This is a genomic window from Pseudomonas sp. Tun-23181, assembly GCF_057415455.1.
On record NZ_CM171630.1, the window covers coordinates 1,610,361 to 1,627,893 of the forward strand.

The 17,533-nt window shown below is 63.2% G+C and carries 14 protein-coding genes and 3 tRNA genes; 4 read left to right on the forward strand and 13 right to left on the reverse strand.

The window, feature by feature from the left end; genetic code table 11:
- Positions 1 to 125: 125 nt before the first annotated feature.
- The 7 genes from hupB to folD form a co-directional block, all read right to left on the reverse strand.
- Positions 126 to 398 carry a nucleoid-associated protein HU-beta gene (gene hupB, locus ACDI39_RS07875; RefSeq protein WP_011533117.1) on the reverse strand — a complete coding sequence of 91 codons (273 nt, stop codon included), beginning with the start codon at positions 396 to 398 and terminating at the stop codon, positions 126 to 128.
- Positions 399 to 551: 153 nt separating this feature from the next.
- A complete protein-coding gene (gene lon, locus ACDI39_RS07880) occupies positions 552 to 2,948 on the reverse strand; it encodes an endopeptidase La (protein WP_225790149.1) in 2,397 nt (798 codons plus the stop codon).
- Positions 2,949 to 3,101: 153 nt separating this feature from the next.
- Positions 3,102 to 4,385 carry an ATP-dependent Clp protease ATP-binding subunit ClpX gene (clpX, locus tag ACDI39_RS07885; RefSeq protein ID WP_043213487.1) on the reverse strand — a complete coding sequence of 428 codons (1,284 nt, stop codon included), beginning with the start codon at positions 4,383 to 4,385 and terminating at the stop codon, positions 3,102 to 3,104.
- A gap of 108 nt (positions 4,386 to 4,493) precedes the next feature.
- The gene (gene clpP, locus ACDI39_RS07890) at positions 4,494 to 5,135 is read right to left on the reverse strand and encodes an ATP-dependent Clp endopeptidase proteolytic subunit ClpP (RefSeq protein ID WP_225790148.1); all 642 of its coding nucleotides are present in this window, start codon (positions 5,133 to 5,135) and stop codon (positions 4,494 to 4,496) included.
- A 90-nt stretch (positions 5,136 to 5,225) separates the two neighbouring features.
- The gene (gene tig, locus ACDI39_RS07895; RefSeq protein ID WP_253081334.1) at positions 5,226 to 6,539 is read right to left on the reverse strand and encodes a trigger factor; all 1,314 of its coding nucleotides are present in this window, start codon (positions 6,537 to 6,539) and stop codon (positions 5,226 to 5,228) included.
- A gap of 253 nt (positions 6,540 to 6,792) precedes the next feature.
- On the reverse strand, positions 6,793 to 7,089 hold the full coding sequence (locus tag ACDI39_RS07900; protein WP_253081335.1) for a DUF6388 family protein: 297 nt from the start codon (positions 7,087 to 7,089) through the stop codon (positions 6,793 to 6,795).
- A gap of 629 nt (positions 7,090 to 7,718) precedes the next feature.
- Entirely contained in the window at positions 7,719 to 8,573 is an 855-nt protein-coding gene (folD, locus tag ACDI39_RS07905) for a bifunctional methylenetetrahydrofolate dehydrogenase/methenyltetrahydrofolate cyclohydrolase FolD (RefSeq protein ID WP_486538243.1), read from the reverse strand.
- A gap of 289 nt (positions 8,574 to 8,862) precedes the next feature.
- Here folD and ACDI39_RS07910 point away from each other — a divergent pair.
- The 3 genes from ACDI39_RS07910 (at position 8,863) to ACDI39_RS07920 (ending at position 9,207) form a co-directional block, all read left to right on the forward strand.
- Positions 8,863 to 8,939 (forward strand) — tRNA-Arg (locus ACDI39_RS07910).
- Positions 8,940 to 8,989: 50 nt separating this feature from the next.
- Positions 8,990 to 9,065, forward strand: a tRNA-His gene (locus ACDI39_RS07915).
- Between the two features lie 57 nt (positions 9,066 to 9,122).
- Positions 9,123 to 9,207, forward strand: a tRNA-Leu gene (locus ACDI39_RS07920).
- A 326-nt stretch (positions 9,208 to 9,533) separates the two neighbouring features.
- Here the strand turns inward: ACDI39_RS07920 and ACDI39_RS07925 are convergent.
- The 6 genes from ACDI39_RS07925 to ACDI39_RS07950 are packed head-to-tail and all read right to left on the reverse strand — an operon-like array spanning position 9,534 to position 15,445.
- Entirely contained in the window at positions 9,534 to 11,270 is a 1,737-nt protein-coding gene (locus ACDI39_RS07925) for an ABC transporter substrate-binding protein (RefSeq protein ID WP_253081336.1), read from the reverse strand.
- Between the two features lie 34 nt (positions 11,271 to 11,304).
- The gene (locus tag ACDI39_RS07930; protein WP_225790143.1) at positions 11,305 to 11,577 is read right to left on the reverse strand and encodes a DUF2160 domain-containing protein; all 273 of its coding nucleotides are present in this window, start codon (positions 11,575 to 11,577) and stop codon (positions 11,305 to 11,307) included.
- Positions 11,578 to 11,589: 12 nt separating this feature from the next.
- Complete coding sequence (locus ACDI39_RS07935; RefSeq protein WP_225790142.1) at positions 11,590 to 12,390, reverse strand: carbohydrate ABC transporter permease; 801 nt, start codon at positions 12,388 to 12,390, stop codon at positions 11,590 to 11,592.
- Positions 12,391 to 12,393: 3 nt separating this feature from the next.
- Positions 12,394 to 13,257 carry a carbohydrate ABC transporter permease gene (locus tag ACDI39_RS07940; RefSeq protein WP_225790141.1) on the reverse strand — a complete coding sequence of 288 codons (864 nt, stop codon included), beginning with the start codon at positions 13,255 to 13,257 and terminating at the stop codon, positions 12,394 to 12,396.
- A complete protein-coding gene (locus ACDI39_RS07945; protein ID WP_253081337.1) occupies positions 13,254 to 14,351 on the reverse strand; it encodes an ABC transporter ATP-binding protein in 1,098 nt (365 codons plus the stop codon). The genes ACDI39_RS07940 and ACDI39_RS07945 overlap by 4 nt, the downstream gene beginning before the upstream one ends.
- Entirely contained in the window at positions 14,351 to 15,445 is a 1,095-nt protein-coding gene (locus ACDI39_RS07950) for an ABC transporter ATP-binding protein (protein WP_225790139.1), read from the reverse strand. The genes ACDI39_RS07945 and ACDI39_RS07950 overlap by 1 nt, the downstream gene beginning before the upstream one ends.
- A 223-nt stretch (positions 15,446 to 15,668) precedes the next feature.
- Between ACDI39_RS07950 and ACDI39_RS07955 the strand changes: the two genes are divergently transcribed.
- Positions 15,669 to 17,447: a sigma-54-dependent Fis family transcriptional regulator gene (locus ACDI39_RS07955; protein WP_486538247.1), complete on the forward strand. Its 1,779-nt coding sequence runs from the start codon at positions 15,669 to 15,671 to the stop codon at positions 17,445 to 17,447.
- Positions 17,448 to 17,533 lie beyond the last annotated feature (86 nt).

Below are 17,533 nucleotides of genomic sequence, written 5' to 3' on the forward strand. Positions count from 1 at the left end.
CTGATAGAAGAAAGGCGCATCCTGTGGATGCGCCTTTTCAAAGCGAGCGTGCCAACGGGAACGTTTGCGCCCCCTTCGTCACGCGGTCGGGCCTGGCGTGACCAGGTCCGGCTGAAAGAGACGACTTAGTTGACGGCGTCTTTCAGGCCCTTGCCAGCCTTGAAACCTGGAACCTTGGCGGCAGCGATCTTGATCGCCTTGCCGGTCTGCGGGTTGCGGCCGGTACGCTCGGCGCGCTCCTTGACCGAGAAGGTACCGAAGCCAACCAGTACAACATCGTCACCTTGCTTCAGGGCGCCGGTGACGGATTCGATGACTGCGTCCAGCGCACGGCCGGCTACAGCTTTCGGGATGTCAGCGGATGCGGCAATAGCGTCAATCAGTTCCGACTTGTTCACTCTAAGTCCCCTTATATCTCTATTGAGTTTGTTTCTAAGTATTTAATGAAAAGCTTATGAAACGAGCGCTGGGCGGCCTGTTGACACTGGCGTGCCGCTTTATAACAAGGGCCCGAAAAAACTGTCAAGGAAAGCCCCCCAGCGAAATACGTACTAGTGCGTGCTGATTCTTTCCTTAGCATCGCCGTCGCGCTTTTCATCTTTCGCGACAATCTCCGGAGCCACATCTGGCAAGGGCTCCGGGGCGTATTGCAGCGCAATTTGGAGGACTTCGTCAATCCATTTGACCGGTTTGATCTGAAGATCCTCTTTGATGTTTTCCGGAATCTCCTTCAGGTCGCGGACATTTTCCTCGGGAATGATGACCGTCTTGATCCCACCGCGGTGCGCCGCCAGCAGCTTTTCCTTCAGCCCGCCGATGGCCAGGACCTGGCCGCGCAGGGTGATTTCGCCGGTCATGGCCACGTCGGCACGTACCGGGATCTGGGTCAGCGCCGAGACCAGCGCGGTGCACATGCCGATGCCGGCGCTAGGGCCATCCTTGGGCGTGGCGCCCTCGGGCATGTGGATGTGCACGTCGTGCTTCTCGTGGAAATCGGCAGCGATGCCCAGGCTGCGCGCGCGGCTGCGCACCACGGTCTGCGCCGCGGTGATCGATTCGACCATGACGTCGCCGAGCGAGCCGGTCTTGATCAACTGGCCCTTGCCGGGGATGACCACCGCCTCGATGGTCAGCAGCTCGCCGCCCACCTGGGTCCAGGCAAGGCCGGTGACCTGGCCGATCTGGTCCTGCTGCTCGGCCAGGCCGTAGCGGAACTTGCGCACGCCGAGCAAGTGCTCGAGCTGCTCGCTGGTGACCTTGACCTTCACCTGCTTCTGGCCGGCGTGTTCCTTGACCACCTTGCGGCAGACCTTGGCGATCTGCCGCTCCAGGCCCCGCACGCCCGCTTCACGGGTGTAGTAGCGGATGATGTCGCGGATCGCCGAAACATCGATCTCCAGCTCGTCCTTCTTCAGGCCATTGGCCTTGACCTGCTTGGGCGTCAGGTACTTGACCGCGATGTTGACCTTCTCGTCCTCGGTGTAGCCAGGCAGGCGAATGATCTCCATACGGTCGAGCAGCGCCGGCGGGATGTTCATCGAGTTCGAGGTGCACAGGAACATCACGTCCGAAAGGTCGTAGTCGACCTCCAGGTAGTGATCGTTGAAATTGTGGTTCTGCTCGGGGTCGAGCACCTCCAGCAACGCCGAGGCCGGGTCGCCACGCATGTCGCTGCCCATCTTGTCGATCTCGTCGAGCAGGAACAGCGGGTTGCGCACGCCCACCTTGGTCATCTTCTGGATCAGGCGGCCCGGCATCGAACCGATGTAGGTCCGCCGGTGACCACGAATCTCGGCTTCGTCACGCACGCCGCCCAGGGCCATGCGTACGAACTTGCGGTTGGTGGCGGAGGCGATGGACTCGGCCAGGGAGGTCTTGCCGACCCCGGGCGGGCCGACCAGGCACAGTACCGGGCCACGGATCTTCTTGACGCGCTTCTGCACGGCGAGGTACTCGAGGATGCGCTCCTTGACCTCCTCCAGGCCGTAATGGTCGGCATCGAGGATCTCCTCGGCCTTGGCCAGGTCCAGGCGCACCTTGCTCTGGGCCTTCCACGGCACCTGCACCAGCCAGTCGAGGTACGAGCGGACCACGGTGGCCTCGGCAGACATCGGCGACATCTGCTTGAGCTTGTTCAGCTCGGCCTGGGCCTTGGCCAGGGCGTCCTTGGGCAGGCCGGCAGCGTCGATACGCTTTTTCAGCTCCTCGACCTCGTTGTGCCCTTCGTCGCCATCGCCGAGCTCCTTCTGAATGGCCTTCATCTGCTCATTCAGGTAGTACTCGCGCTGGCTGCGCTCCATCTGCTTCTTGACCCGGCCACGGATGCGCTTCTCCACCTGCAACAGGTCGATTTCCGCATCCAGCAGCGCCAGGACATGCTCGACGCGGGTTGGCAGGTCGACGATCTCGAGGATCTCCTGCTTCTGCTCGATCTTCAGCGCCATGTGCGCGGCCATGGTATCGACCAGGCGCCCCGGCTCCTCGATGCTGTTGAGCGAGGACAGCACTTCGGCCGGGACCTTCTTGCCCAACTGCACGTATTGCTCGAACTGCGAGAGCAGGCTGCGCACGAAGACTTCCGACTCGCGCTCGGGCGCCTCGACCTCGTCGATCAGGCTGACTTCGGCACGCACGTGCCCGTCCACTTCGCTGAAACGCTCGACCGCACCGCGCTGCTCGCCCTCGACCAGCACCTTGACGGTGCCATCGGGCAGCTTCAGCAGTTGCAGAACGGTAGCGATGGTGCCGACACGATACAGGGCGTCTTCGCCCGGATCGTCGTCGGCTGGATTCTTCTGGGCCAGCAGGAGGATCTGCTTCTCGCCCGTCATCGCGGCCTCGAGGGCTTCGATGGACTTCTCACGCCCCACGAACAGCGGGATGACCATGTGCGGGTAGACTACGACATCGCGCAATGGCAAAAGAGGCAAGTCGAGGGTGGTCTTCATGATTTCGCCTCTACAGCGGCCTTGTGGCCGGAAACCGGTGGAAATGATGCTTGGACCTAATGTGGGGGCAGGCCCGGGAAAATACAAGCGTTGAGATAGGAAAAGCAGAAAGGGGCCCGTAGGCCCCTTTCTTGCACGCTGTCACGCTCCGACTCAGGCGTCAGGCGCGGCCTTGGCCTGCGGCTCGCTGTTCTCGTAGATCAGCAGCGGCTGCGAGGTGCCATCGATGACGCTCTCGTCGATCACCACCTTGGAGACGTCCTTCTGCGAAGGGATCTCGTACATGGTGTCGAGCAGCACGCCCTCGAGGATCGAACGCAGGCCACGGGCGCCGGTCTTGCGCTCCAGGGCCTTGCGGGCAACGGCCTTGAGCGCATCGCTGCGGAACTCCAGGTCGACGTCTTCCATCTCGAACAGCTTGGCGTACTGCTTGGTCAGGGCGTTCTTCGGCTCGGTGAGGATCTGCATCAGCGCCGCCTCGTCCAGCTCGTCGAGGGTCGCCAGCACCGGCAGACGGCCGACGAACTCGGGGATCAGGCCGAACTTGACCAGATCGTCCGGCTCGACCTCGCGCAGGGACTCGCCAACCTTCTTACCTTCCTGCTTGCTGCGCACTTCCGCACCAAAACCGATACCACCCTTGGTGGAGCGGTTCTGGATGACCTTTTCCAGGCCCGAGAACGCGCCACCGCAGATGAACAGGATGTTGCGGGTATCGACCTGCAGGAATTCCTGTTGCGGGTGCTTGCGGCCACCCTGGGGCGGCACGGAGGCCACGGTGCCCTCGATCAGCTTCAGCAGTGCCTGCTGCACGCCCTCGCCCGAGACGTCACGGGTGATGGACGGGTTGTCCGACTTGCGCGAGATCTTGTCGATCTCGTCGATGTAGACGATGCCCATCTGGGCCTTTTCCACGTCGTAGTCGCACTTCTGCAGCAGTTTCTGGATGATGTTCTCGACGTCCTCGCCCACGTAGCCGGCTTCGGTCAGGGTGGTGGCGTCGGCAATCGTGAACGGTACGTTCAACAGGCGTGCAAGGGTTTCGGCGAGCAGGGTCTTGCCCGAGCCGGTCGGCCCGATCAGCAGGATGTTGCTCTTGCCGAGTTCGACTTCGTCGCCCTTCTTGTCACGCTGGTTCAGGCGCTTGTAGTGGTTGTACACCGCTACGGACAGCACCTTCTTCGCGCGCTCCTGACCAATGACGTACTGGTCCAGGATGCCGCTGATTTCTTTCGGCGATGGCAATTTGTGCGCGTTGCTCTCGGCCTGGGCTTCCTGCACCTCCTCACGGATGATGTCGTTGCACAGGTCGACGCACTCGTCGCAGATAAATACCGAGGGCCCGGCAATCAATTTGCGCACTTCGTGCTGGCTTTTGCCGCAGAAGGAGCAATAGAGCAATTTGCCGCTGTCCTCGCCGTTACGGGTGTCAGTCATTCGATCGATCCAATCCGGTAGGCATGAAACACAAGATGAAGGCAATCGCGGGCTTTTTCAAGTCCGCAGGTAGGCGCATTCCGCGCCCACCCGCTCTGGCACCTTGGTTCAGGACGCCAGTTGCCGCTTGTCGTAGACCGAGTCGATCAGGCCGTACTCGGCCGCGCGCGAGGCGCTCATGAAGTTGTCGCGTTCGGTGTCGCGCTTGATGGTCTCGAGATCCTGGCCGGTGTGGTAGGCCAGCAGCTCGTTCAGGCGCGCCTTGATGTTGAGGATTTCCTGGGCATGGATCTCGATGTCGGTCGCCTGGCCCTGGAAGCCGCCGAGCGGCTGGTGGATCATCACGCGCGAGTTCGGCAGGCAGTGACGCTTGCCACGGGCACCGGCAGCCAGCAGGAAGGCGCCCATGCTGCAGGCCTGGCCGATGCAGATGGTCGAGACGTCCGGCTTGATGAACTGCATGGTGTCGTAGATCGACATCCCGGCAGTGACCGAGCCACCCGGCGAGTTGATGTACAGATGGATATCCTTGTCCGGGTTTTCCGCTTCAAGGAACAGCAGTTGCGCCACTACCAGGTTGGCCATGTAGTCCTCGACGGGGCCGACCAGGAAGATCACCCGCTCCTTCAACAGGCGCGAGTAGATGTCGTAGGCGCGCTCGCCACGGGCGGACTGCTCGATAACCATCGGGACCAGGCCGCCTGCGGCCTGGATGTCAGAGCTCTGCTGAATATAAGAATTGCGGGACATGTCCTGCACTCACTCCCAAATAGTCATGGCTTGAATACGCACAAGCCAGCGCGAAGGCTGGCTTGTGGGGGTTTCCTACGAGGGAGGAAATCACTCAGCGGCGGCAGGTGCCTGCGCTGGCTTGACGGCTTCCTCGTACGAGACCGACTTGTCGGTCACAGTCGCTTTCTGCAGGACAGTATCTACAACTTGTTCTTCCAGCACAACCGAACGGACTTCGTTCAGCTGCTGGTCGTTCTTGTAGTACCAGGAGATGACCTGCTCAGGCTCTTGGTAGGCCGAGGCCATTTCCTCGATCATCTCGCGAACCTTGGCTTCGTCCGGCTTGAGCTCGAATTGCTTGACCACTTCGGCGACGATCAGGCCCAGGACCACGCGACGCTTGGCCTGCTCTTCGAATAGCTCGGCCGGCAGTTGCTCTGGCTTGATGTTGCCACCGAACTGCTGGACGGCCTGCACGCGCAGACGGTTGACTTCGTTTTCCAGCAGCGCCTTGGGCACTTCGATCGGGTTGGCGGCCAGCAGACCGTCCATGACCTGGTTCTTGACCTTGGCCTTGATCGCTTGGCGCAGCTCGCGCTCCATGTTCTTGCGGACTTCGGCGCGGAAACCTTCCAGGGTAGACTCCTTGATGCCGAACTGGGCGAAGAACTCTTCGTTCAGTTCCGGCAGTTGCGGAGCAGCGACGCTGTTGACGGTGATGGTGAACTCGGCGGCCTTGCCGGCCAGGTCGAGGTTCTGGTAGTCCTCGGGGAAGGTCACGTTGACGACGCGCTCTTCACCGGCCTTGGCGCCGACCAGGCCGTCTTCGAAGCCCGGGATCATGCGGCCGGAGCCCAGCACCAGCTGGGTGCCCTTGGCCGAACCGCCGGCGAAGGCTTCACCGTCGATCTTGCCGACGAAGTCGATGTTGACCTGGTCGTCGTTCTGCGCGGCGCGCTCGACGGCCTCGAAACGCACGTTCTGCTTGCGCAGCACTTCCAGCATGTTGTCCAGGTCGGCGTCGGCCACTTCGGCGCTCAGGCGCTCGACGTTGATCGACTCGAAACCGGCAACGGTGAACTCGGGGAAGACTTCGAAGATGGCGACGAATTCCAGGTCCTTGCCCTTCTCGAAGGACTTCGGCTCTACCGCGGGGGCGCCAGCCGGGTTCAGCTTCTGCTCGACCACGGCTTCATAGAAGGAAGCCTGGACCAGGTCACCGAAGGCTTCCTGACGGGCGGCGTCTTCGTAACGCTGACGGATCACGCTCATAGGCACTTTGCCAGGACGGAAGCCTGGAACCTTGGCGCGACGGGCAGTCTGTTGCAGACGCTTGTTGACTTCGGTCTCGACGCGCTCGGCCGGAACGGCGATGGTCATGCGACGCTCGAGAGCGGAAGTGTTTTCAACAGAAACTTGCATGGATATTCCTCGTTGCACAGACGTTAGCCGGCGATAGCCCGACTCCAGAATCAAGGGCAAGCATTCTAGTGACTCGCGCACCAGAAGTCACCCCACCCGGGACGATGGGAAACCACGCCGGTCGATTTCATTGAAAAGCCCGCACGTCGCGCCGTCGGACCCTTTCCAGATGCTGGCCGCGCGGCGGTGGTTGGTCATCGCGCGGGTTGTAAAAACTTGTCAAACAAATGCAGCGAAACGCAGGGAGTGCCTATTAGGCATCGATCTCGTTGAACTGGCAGTACTCTTCCCACGCCAAGCCCAGCGCCTCGGCCACCTCGCGGTGCACCTCAAGGCGCATGGCCTTCAGTTGCTCAGGGCTCTCGGCGATCAGTTGCAGGGCCAGTTCCCAGGGCTCGACCCCCTGCTCATCGGCCGCATCCTCGAAAGCCCACTGGATCTGCTGGGCCTGCTCGCGCGCATCCAGTTCGCGGATTTCCTCGAGCAACTGCGGATTGGCCTCGGCGAAGCGCTGCAGCGCCAATGCCTGGCGGGCTTCTTTTGCGATCATGCGACTCTTCCTTTATCGGGGCTGCGAGCCCCCTTTTCAACCGGCTGAAATCTATCAGTTTTTACCAGGCCGTCACCAGCTCCGCACGCCAATCGGCACGCCCGGGTCTGCCTGGAGCACTGAAACCGTCCGACTCGAGCCCACGGCAAAGTGGAGCACCCCAAAAATAACAATCCTTATCATATGAAAATCAATCTCTATATGATAAGCGCCCGATTTGCCGACGCCGGCCTCGCTCCAGTCACTCCCCATCTGCGCTCAATGCCCACCTGGGCACGCTGTACAACGACCATCACCGCTGGCTTTACCACTTGCGTAATCGCATCGGCTGTGTGCTTTCCACGTAGCGCTCCCTTGCAGATTGAAATGTTCTTGCAAGAGAGGTCACGCGAAGGTCGGAAAAAGGGAAATGCAAATCAATTATTTTTGGGCTCGCCAATTATCGCGTACGCAAAGGCCAGGGGTGCGCGATTCGAGCGAGCGTTATGGGGAGGTGTAAGACGAGGTGTTTGAGCCGTGGGCCAAGGGGGCTGCCTTGCAGCCCCAATGCCACTTGATTGGCTGGCATTGCGCCAAGCCTGGCCCCACAGGACCTGCGGCGGCGATAAGAAAAATCGCCACGCGCCGTCTTACTTATGCAGCTCTTCCGCTGCATACAGGGTGTTTTCCAACAGGCACGCCCGGGTCATCGGGCCGACGCCGCCTGGCACCGGGGTGATCCAACCCGCGCGCGGCAGGGCGGTTTCGAACACCACGTCGCCCACCAGCTTGCCGTCTTCCTGGCGGTTGATGCCGACGTCGATGACGATGGCACCTTCCTTGATCCACTCACCCTTGACCAGGCCCGGTTTACCGGCGGCCACCACCACCAGGTCGGCGCGACCGACGTGGCCGGCCAGGTCCTTGGTGAAGCGGTGGCAGACGGTGACGGTGCAGCCGGCCAGCAGCAACTCCATCGCCATCGGGCGGCCAACGATGTTCGAGGCGCCGACGATCACCGCGTTCATGCCATACAGGTCCTGGCCGGTGCTGTGCAGCAGGGTCATGATGCCCTTGGGGGTACAGGGGCGCAGCAGTGGGATGCGCTGGGCCAGGCGGCCGATATTGTAGGGGTGGAAGCCGTCGACATCTTTATCCGGGCGAATGCGCTCGAGCAGCAGCGAGGCGTCCAGGTGCGCAGGCAGTGGCAGCTGCAGGAGGATGCCGTCGACGGCCGGGTCGTCGTTGAGGCGGTCGATCAGGTCGCTCAGGGCTTGCTGCGTGGTATCGCTGGGCAGGTCGTAGGCCTGGGAAATGAAGCCGACCTCCTCGCAGTCCTTGCGCTTGTGCGAGACATAGACTTGGGAGGCGGGGTCGGTACCGACCAGGATCACCGCCAGGCCAGGCGTGCGCAGGCCTTGCTGGCGACGCTCCACGACACGTTGAGCGATCTGCTGGCGCAGGTTGGCGGCGATCGCCTTGCCATCGATTAGGTGTGCAGTCATAGACGCGTGATTAACCATCGAGAAGGGAACATAAAAAGAGGGCGCATTCTCGCACGACACGGCCCGAGGGCAAAGGCGGGTGGTCGGGCAAATCCCCTAACCCCTTAAATAAACTAAATTTTTTTGAAAAAAGTGTTGACGACCTTTCGGCTCGTCTATAACATTCGTCGCACTTGTCGGGCAGAGCCTAGCACTGGTTAGCAAGGTCAGGCAGAATGAGCGGATTTGCTAGCTTGTTCGGTAGGGCTGAAAGTTGATTTGCAATCGTAACAGAAAGCAGATTGAATATGCGCCCGTAGCTCAGCTGGATAGAGCATCCGCCTTCTAAGCGGATGGTCGCAGGTTCGAGTCCTGCCGGGTGCGCCATTAGGCAGCTTTGGCACGCAAGTGAAGTTGTAACGCAGTACCGCAATATGGTGGGCGTAGCTCAGTTGGTAGAGCGCTGGATTGTGATTCCAGTTGTCGTGGGTTCGATTCCCATCGTCCACCCCATATTCCACAAAGGCGCCTTGATTGTATAATCTGGCGCCTTTGCTTTAAGTGCTCCACGCGGACGTGGTGAAATTGGTAGACACACTGGATTTAGGTTCCAGCGGCGCAAGCTGTAAGAGTTCGAGTCTCTTCGTCCGCACCATATGACTGCCCGTTTTCAAAGGCTTCTCCCCAGCCGCTCACAAGATTGGGAAGACCTTGAGAATCTCGGGCACGCAAAGGCAGCTTTTTAGCTGCCTTTGTCGTATCTGGAAGGTCGATTTCTCCAGTTTGAATGCGTGCTCAAGCATGTCGATCATGCCCCTCCCCCAGCAAGGCCGCCCCACAGAGCCCTGGGCATGACACGTGATTCGTGAGCGCTACCGGCCCCCCTGTGGGAGCCGGCTTGCCGGCGATGAGCCGCGAAGCGGCCTCAAATGACGAAACCGCTGAAAGCCGGCGACGGAACAACCAGGGTTCCCCACCCGATCACTTGCGCGCCGCCTCCCACGACTTGAGCAGTTCGCTATAGCTCACCGTCTCCCCCTTGGGCTTCTCGTTGGCCAGTTTCGGCTTCGGCGCACCTGGCTGGTCGAACCAGTACTGGGCATCGCGCTCGGGGTTGAGCTTGGGTGCACAGGTGGCCTGGGCGTTGGAGCGCTGCAGGCGTTCGAGCATGCGGTCCTGGTCGCGGGCCAGGCCATCCAGGGCTTGCTGCGGGGTCTTCTCGCCGCTGGCCACTTCGGCGATGTGGCTCCACCACAGCTGGGCCAGGCGCGGATAGTCAGGCACGTTGGTGCCGGTGGGCGTCCACTGCACCCGCGCCGGGCTGCGGTAGAACTCCACCAGCCCACCGAGCTTGGGCGCCAGGTCGGTCATGGCCTGGGAGTTGATGTCCGACTCGCGGATCGGTGTCAGGCCGACGATGGTCTTCTTCAGCGACACGGTCTTGGAGGTGACGAACTGGGCGTACAGCCAGGCGGCCAGGCGCTGCTTCTCGGGGGTGGACTTGAAGAAGGTCCACGAGCCGGCATCCTGGTAGCCCAGCTTCATCCCCTCCTCCCAGTACGGCCCCTTGGGCGACGGCGCCATGCGCCATTTCGGTGTGCCATCGGCGTTGACCACCGGCAGACCAGGCTTGGTCATGTCGGCGGTAAAAGCGGTGTACCAAAAGATCTGCTGGGCGATGTTGCCCTGGGCCGGGACCGGCCCTGCCTCGGAGAAGGTCATGCCCTGCGCCTCCCTGGGCGCATAGGCGCGCATCCAGTCCACGTACTTCTGCGTGGCATACACCGCCGCCGGGCCATTGGTGTCGCCGCCACGGGTGACGCTGGAGCCGACCGGATGGCAGTCCTCGACGCGAATCCCCCACTCGTCCACCGGCAGGCCGTTGGGCAGGCCCTTGTCGCCGCCACCGGCCATGGAAAACCAGGCGTCGGTGAAGCGCCAGCCCAGGGATGGATCCTTCTTGCCGTAGTCCATGTGCCCGTAGACGCGCTTGCCATCGATTTCCTTGACGTCCTCGCTGAAGAACTGGGCGATGTCCTCGTAGGCCGACCAGTTCACCGGCACCCCTAGCTCGTAGCCGTACTTCTCCTTGAACCTGGCCTTGAGCTCCGGCCGCTCGAACCAGTCGGCACGGAACCAGTAGAGGTTGGCGAACTGCTGGTCCGGCAACTGGTAGACCTTGCCATCTGGCGCGGTGGTGAAGGAAAGGCCGATGAAATCCTGCAGGTCCAGGGTCGGCGAGGTGTAGGCCTTGCCTTCATTGGCCATCAGGTCAGTGATCGACTCCACCTTGCCATAGCGAAAGTGGGTGCCGATCAGGTCGGAATCATTGACCCAGCCGTCATAGATGTTCTTGTCCGACTGCATCTGGGTCTGCAGCTTCTCCACCACGTCGCCCTCCTGGAGCAGGTCGTGGGTCAGCTGGATGCCGGTGATCTCGCTGAAGGCCTTGGCCAGCACCTTGGACTCGTACTCGTGGGTAGTGATGGTTTCCGACACCACGTTGATCTTCATCCCACGGAACGGCTCGGCCGCCTTGATGAACCACTTGAGCTCGGCCAACTGCTGCTCCGGCGTCAGGGTCGAGGGTTTGAATTCGCTGTCGATCCACTTCTTCGCCGCGTCCTCGTACTGGTCGGCCCAGGCCGAACCCTGCACGCCGACGAGCAGCAGCACGGCCAGGGTCAGATGTCGCCGGTTCTTGTCGTTATCGAACATTGTGCTCTCCCGATTGATTGATCCACGGCGCCGGTCAGCCCCAGCGCAGCACCACCACGAGCCAGGCCAGCGACAGCAGCGAGGCTACCCACAGCGGCCAGTCGCTGACGCCGATCACCAGCAAGTGCAGGTAAGCGCTGGCCAGCAGGCCGATGAACAGCCGGTCGCCGCGGGTGGTGGCGATCGGCAGGAAACCGCGGCGCGCAAGGCACGGGCGGCGCAGCTCGTAAAACGTCATGCACACCAACAGCACGCCAACGGCGGCGAAGAACAGCGCCGTGGGCAAGGTCCAGGCCATCCACTCCATCGTCTGCCCTCCTCACACCCGGCCCAGGGCGAAACCCTTGGCCACATGGTTGCGCACGAACCAGATCACCAGCATGCCCGGCAGGATGGTCAGCACCCCAGCGGCGGCCAGCACGCCCCAGTCGATCCCCGAGGCCGACACGGTGCGGGTCATCACCGCAGCGATCGGCTTGGCGCTCACCGAGGTCAGGGTGCGCGCCAGCAGCAGCTCGACCCAGGAAAACATGAAGCAGAAGAACGCCGTGACACCAATCCCCGAGCCGATCAGCGGAATGAAGATCTTCACGAAGAAGCGCGGGAAGCTGTAGCCGTCGATGTAGGCGGTTTCGTCAATTTCCTTGGGCACCCCAGACATGAACCCCTCGAGGATCCACACCGCCAGCGGCACGTTGAACAGGCAATGGGCCAAGGCCACGGCGATGTGGGTGTCGAACAGGCCGATGGACGAATACAGCTGGAAGAACGGCAGCAGGAACACCGCCGGCGGCGCCATGCGGTTGGTCAGCAGCCAGAAGAACAGGTGACGGTCGCCCAGGAAACGATAGCGCGAGAAGGCATAGGCCGCCGGCAGCGCCACCGCCAGCGAGATCAGGGTGTTCAGGCACACGTAGTACAGCGAATTGATGTAGCCGCTGTACCAGCTGGCATCGGTGAAGATCACCCGATAGTTGTCGAGGGTGAAGTCCTGTGGCCACAGGGTCAGGCCGCCGAGGATCTCGCTGTTGCTCTTGAACGACATGTTCAGCAGCCAGTAGATCGGCACCAGCAAGAAGAGCACGTACAGGAGCAGCGGCAACGCCTTGCGCAGGGTCATGGCCTAGTCCTTGTCGGCATGGGTCATGGCCGTGTAGAACAGCCAGGACACCAGCAGGATGATCAGGAAATACACCAGCGAAAACGCCGCCGCCGGCCCCAGGTCGAACTGCCCCACCGCCATGCGCGTGAGGGTCTGGCTGAGGAAAGTGGTCGCGTTGCCAGGCCCACCGCCGGTGAGCACGAACGGCTCGGTGTAGATCATGAAGCTGTCCATGAAGCGCAGCATCACCGCGATCAACAGCACGTTCTTCAGCTTGGGCAACTGGATGTGCCGGAACACCGCCCAGGCCGAGGCACGGTCGATGCGCGCGGCCTGGTAGTAGACGTCGGGTATCGCACGCAGGCCGGAATAGCACAGCAGCGCTACCAGCGACGTCCAGTGCCAGACATCCATCACCAGCACGGTGATCCAGGCATCGAAGGGGTCGCTGGCATAGTTGTAGTTGATCCCCAGTTGCCCCAGGGTCGCGCCGAGCAGGCCGATATCGGCACGCCCGAAAATCTGCCAGATGGTGCCCACCACGTTCCACGGGATCAGCAGCGGGATGGCCATGACGATCAGGCAGGCCGACGCCAGGCGCCCCTTGCCCGGCATGGTCAGGGCGATGGCGATCCCCAGAGGAATCTCGATCAGCAGCACGCAACCCGAGTAGACGAACTGACGCAACAGCGCATCGTGCAGGGCCGGGTCGCGCAGCACCTGGCGATACCAGTCGGTGCCGACGAAATAGCGGTTGGACGGGTCGAAAATGTCCTGCACCGAATAGTTGACCACGGTCATCATCGGCACCACGGCACTGAACGCCACCAGGACGAACACCGGCAGCACCAGCCACCAGGCCTTGTTGTTCGGCACCTTGTTCACGGCTGAGTCTCCACCAGCACGTCGTCGGCATAGAGCATCAGCCATTGCGCCGGCAGGCTGACCCAGGCCATCCCGGTGGGGAAGGTGCGATCCTCGCCCAGGCGCGCCTTGAGCGTCGCACCGCCCAGCGCGAAGGTGAGAATGCGGTAGGTGCCCAAGTCTTCCACATCCAGCACGCGGGCCTCGAAAGCACCGTCGAACGGCCCGTCCCAGACCTGCACGAACTCTGGGCGTATGCCGACCTGCAGCCGCGCGCCGGGGCGCTCGGCGAGGCGTTCGACGATCCCCTCCGGCAGCGTCAGGTGCACATCGCCGAAGGCCACCCCGCGGCCCTCGGCACGCACCTCGACCAGGTTCATCCCCGGGCTGCCGATGAAATAACCGACGAAGGTATGCCGAGGCCGCTCGAACAATTCTCGCGGGGTGCCGAACTGGACGATGCGCCCGCCATGCATCACCGCGATCTTGTCGGCGAAGGTCGAAGCCTCCAACTGGTCATGGGTGACGTAGATCATGGTGATGTTGAACTGCTCGTGGATCTGCTTGAGCTTGCGCCGCAGCTTCCACTTCAGGTGCGGGTCGATCACCGTCAACGGCTCGTCGAAGAGGATCGCCGAGACATCGTCACGCACCAGGCCACGGCCCATGGAGACCTTCTGCTTCTCGTCGGCGCTGAGGTTGCGCGCCTTCTTGCCCAGCATCCCGGCGAGCTCGAGCACCTCGGCGATTTCCTCGACCCGGGCGCGCACCCGCGCCTCATCCAGGCCCTGATTGCGCAGCGGAAAGGCCAGGTTGTCGAAGACGCTCATGGTGTCGTACACCACCGGGAACTGGAACACCTGGGCGATGTTGCGCGCCTGGGGCGAGAGGTGGTTGACCGGCTGGTCATCGAACAGCACCTCGCCCTGGGACGGGCTGAGCAGGCCAGAAATGATATTGAGCAGGGTCGACTTGCCACAGCCCGACGGCCCGAGCAAGGCGTAGGCCCCGCCCTGTTCCCACACATGCTCGAGCTCATGCAGGGCGTAGTCGGCTTGGGTCGATGGTCGACGCTCGTAGCTATGGGCCAGTCGGCGCAGGCGGATCTCGGCCATCAGGCGCTCCTCGCTTCGCGCAGGCCCGGTGCCTGCACCAGTGCCCCGTCGCTGTCGAAGACGAACAGCTTGTGGGTGGGGATGAACACGCGTATCGGCGTGTCCACCGGGTATTCGTGCACGCCGGGCAGGTGCAGGACCATCCGCCAGTGCTCGTTGCGCACATGCAGGAAGGTCTCCGAACCGCTGATCTCGGCCAGTTCCACCAGCACCGCCAGCTCCAGGTCGTCATCGTGGGACGGCACCAGGGTGATGTGGCTGGGCCGCACGCCAAAGCGGTAGCCACCATCGCCCAGGTGGCGCAGGTCGGCATTGCGGGCGAAGTGCACGGCGTCGGCCAGGCTCACCTCGTTACCACTGATACGTCCGAGCACCAGGTTGATCGGCGGCTCGGAAAACAGCTCGGCGGCGAGCACGTTGCAGGGGCGGTGGTAGACCTCGGCCGTGGGACCACTCTGGATGATGCGCCCCTCATGCAGGAGGGTGGTGGTGCCCCCCAGGGCCAGGGCCTCGCTGGGCTCGGTGGTGGCGTACACGGCGATGCAGCGGCGCGCGGCGAACAGGGCGCGCAGCTCCTGGCGCAGGCCTTCGCGCAGCTTGTAGTCGAGGTTGACCAGCGGCTCGTCGAACAGGATCAGCGAGGCATCCTTGACCAATGCCCGGGCCATCGCCGTGCGTTGCTGCTGGCCACCGGAGAGCTCCAATGGCAGGCGCTGGAGGTAGGGCTCGATGTGCAGCATCTTGGCGGTTTCCTGTACCCGGCGACGGATCTGCTGCTCGGGCAGCCGCGCCTGGCGCAGGGGCGAGGCGATGTTCTCGAACACCGTAAGGGTCGGGTAGTTGATGAACTGCTGATAGACCATCGACACGTTGCGCGAGCGTACCGGCCGGCCAGTGACGTCTTCGCCATCCATCAGCACGCGGCCACGGTCCGGGCGGTCGAGGCCGGCCATCAGGCGCATCAGGCTGGTCTTGCCGGCCAGGGTGCGGCCCAGCAGGACATTGAACGATCCGGGCTCCAGGCGCAGGCTGGCGTCGGCGATCCATGCCTGGTTGTCGACGCTACGGCTGACCTGTTCCAGCACCAGAGACATGGCGTGGCCTTCCTGTGGTGATCGTCCGACGAAAAAAGCCAGTTCCGTGCCAGTTTCCCTCACCCGCTCTGGCCCGGGGCGTGGGGCGCTCACAGTGGCCAGCACCGGTTCGCAACTGAACACATTCGCTGAACAACTGAACAGCTGTGGGTTTGACAATGAACAACCCTGGACGACACTGAACAGCGGTCGGCAGAAAACGATAACCCTAAAGGACAGGCCCATGGCCGCATCCGCTTCGACCCATGCCCAACTGATCCAGGCCTCCTGGGCGCGTTGCCGCGACCATGGCCTGGAGCCCCAGAGCGCGCCGGACTTCGACTGCCTCACCAAGGCCGAGCTCAACGCCCTGCTGGAACGCCGCCAGGCCCTGCTGCGCCTGACCCGCGACGAGGTCCTGCCGCACTACGCGCACCTGCTGGGCAACTCCAGCTACCTGGTGATGCTCGGCGATGCCAGCGGCTGCCTGCTCGACGCATGGGGCACGCGGCGCTTCGTCGACCCGGGCCAGCAACACGGCTTCGTCGCCGGCGCCCATTGGCACGAACGCGGCGTGGGCACCAATGCCCTGGGCACCGCGCTGGTCTGCGGCGAGCCGCTGCATGTGGGCCAGGACGAGCACTTCCTGCGCCAGAACCGCTACATGGCCAGCGCCGCGGCGCCCTTGTTCGATGCCGAGCGCCAACTGGTGGGTGTGCTCGATGTCACCAGCGACGGCTACCTGCCCGCCGCCCAGACCCTCGGCCTGGTACGCATGATGGGCCAGAGCCTGGAGAACCGCCTGATCCTGGCTCGCCATGGCGGGCAGCACCGGCAGCTATTGTTCAACAGCGCCCCGGACAACCTGGACAGCCCCTGGGCCGGCCTGCTGGTGTTCGATGAGCGCGGCCGGGTGCTGGCCGCCAACCACCGGGCCGACAGCCTGCTCGGCCGCAACCCCTTGCAACACAGCCTGGAGCAGTTGTTCCAGATCCCCCTGCGGCAGATCCTGGCACAGGCCGAAGGCCAGGCCTTCGCCCTGCAGGCTACCGGCCGCAATCGCTTCCATTGCCTATGGCATGCACCGCATGGCGCGCCCCTCCCGCCTTCGCCCCGCAGCGGCGACCCGCGGCTGGAAAAAGCCCTGGCCCAGGCCGGCCTGCTGCTGGAGAAGGACATACCGGTGCTGGTCCAGGGCGAGACCGGCGTTGGCAAGGAGGTCTTCGTCGAGGCCCTGCACCAGGCCAGCAGCCGCGCCGGGCAAGCGCTGGTGGCGGTCAACTGCGCGGCGATCCCTGCCGAACTGGTGGAGTCGGAACTGTTCGGCTACGAGAAAGGCGCCTTCACCGGCGCCCATCACAAGGGCAACCCTGGGCTGATCCGCAAGGCCGACCAGGGCATCCTGTTCCTCGACGAGATCGGCGACATGCCCCTGCCGACCCAGGCCCGCCTGCTGCGCGTGCTGCAGACGCGCAGCATCCAGCCGCTGGGCAGCGGCGAACCGGTGGCGGTGGACATTCGCGTGGTCTCGGCGAGCAACCGCGACCTGGCCGCCGAGGTCCGGGCGGGGCGCTTCCGCCAGGACCTGTACTACCGTATCGCCGGGCTGGCAGTGCTGCTGCCGCCCTTGCGCGAGCGCAGCGACCGGCGGGCGCTGATCGAACAGGTGCATGCGCGCTACCGCGAGCCTGGCCAGCCGCAGCGCCTGCCGGCCGAGATCCTCGTCTTGTTCGAGCGCCATCCCTGGCCGGGCAACCTGCGCGAGCTGGTCAGCGTGATGCAGGTGGCCCTGGCCTTGGCGGGGCCGGCCCCCATTGGCGTGGAGCATCTGCCCGGCAGCTTCCTGGCCGAGGTGGAAGAGTCCGTGTACCCCGTGTGCGCGGCGCCACGCGAGGCGGACCTGGGCGAGTTGCTGCGCCAGGCCAATGGCAATCTTTCGTCGGTGGCCCGGGCATTGGGGATCAGCCGCACGACTTTATACAAGCGGCTGCGGGAGCGAGGGGTGGCGGCCTCGAACGAGTGAGCGGGTGAGCCGGCTTTCTTGCTGTGGCGGCCACTTCCTGAAATCTGGGGCCGCTTCGCGCCCCTTTTCGACCGGTACGGCGCCCC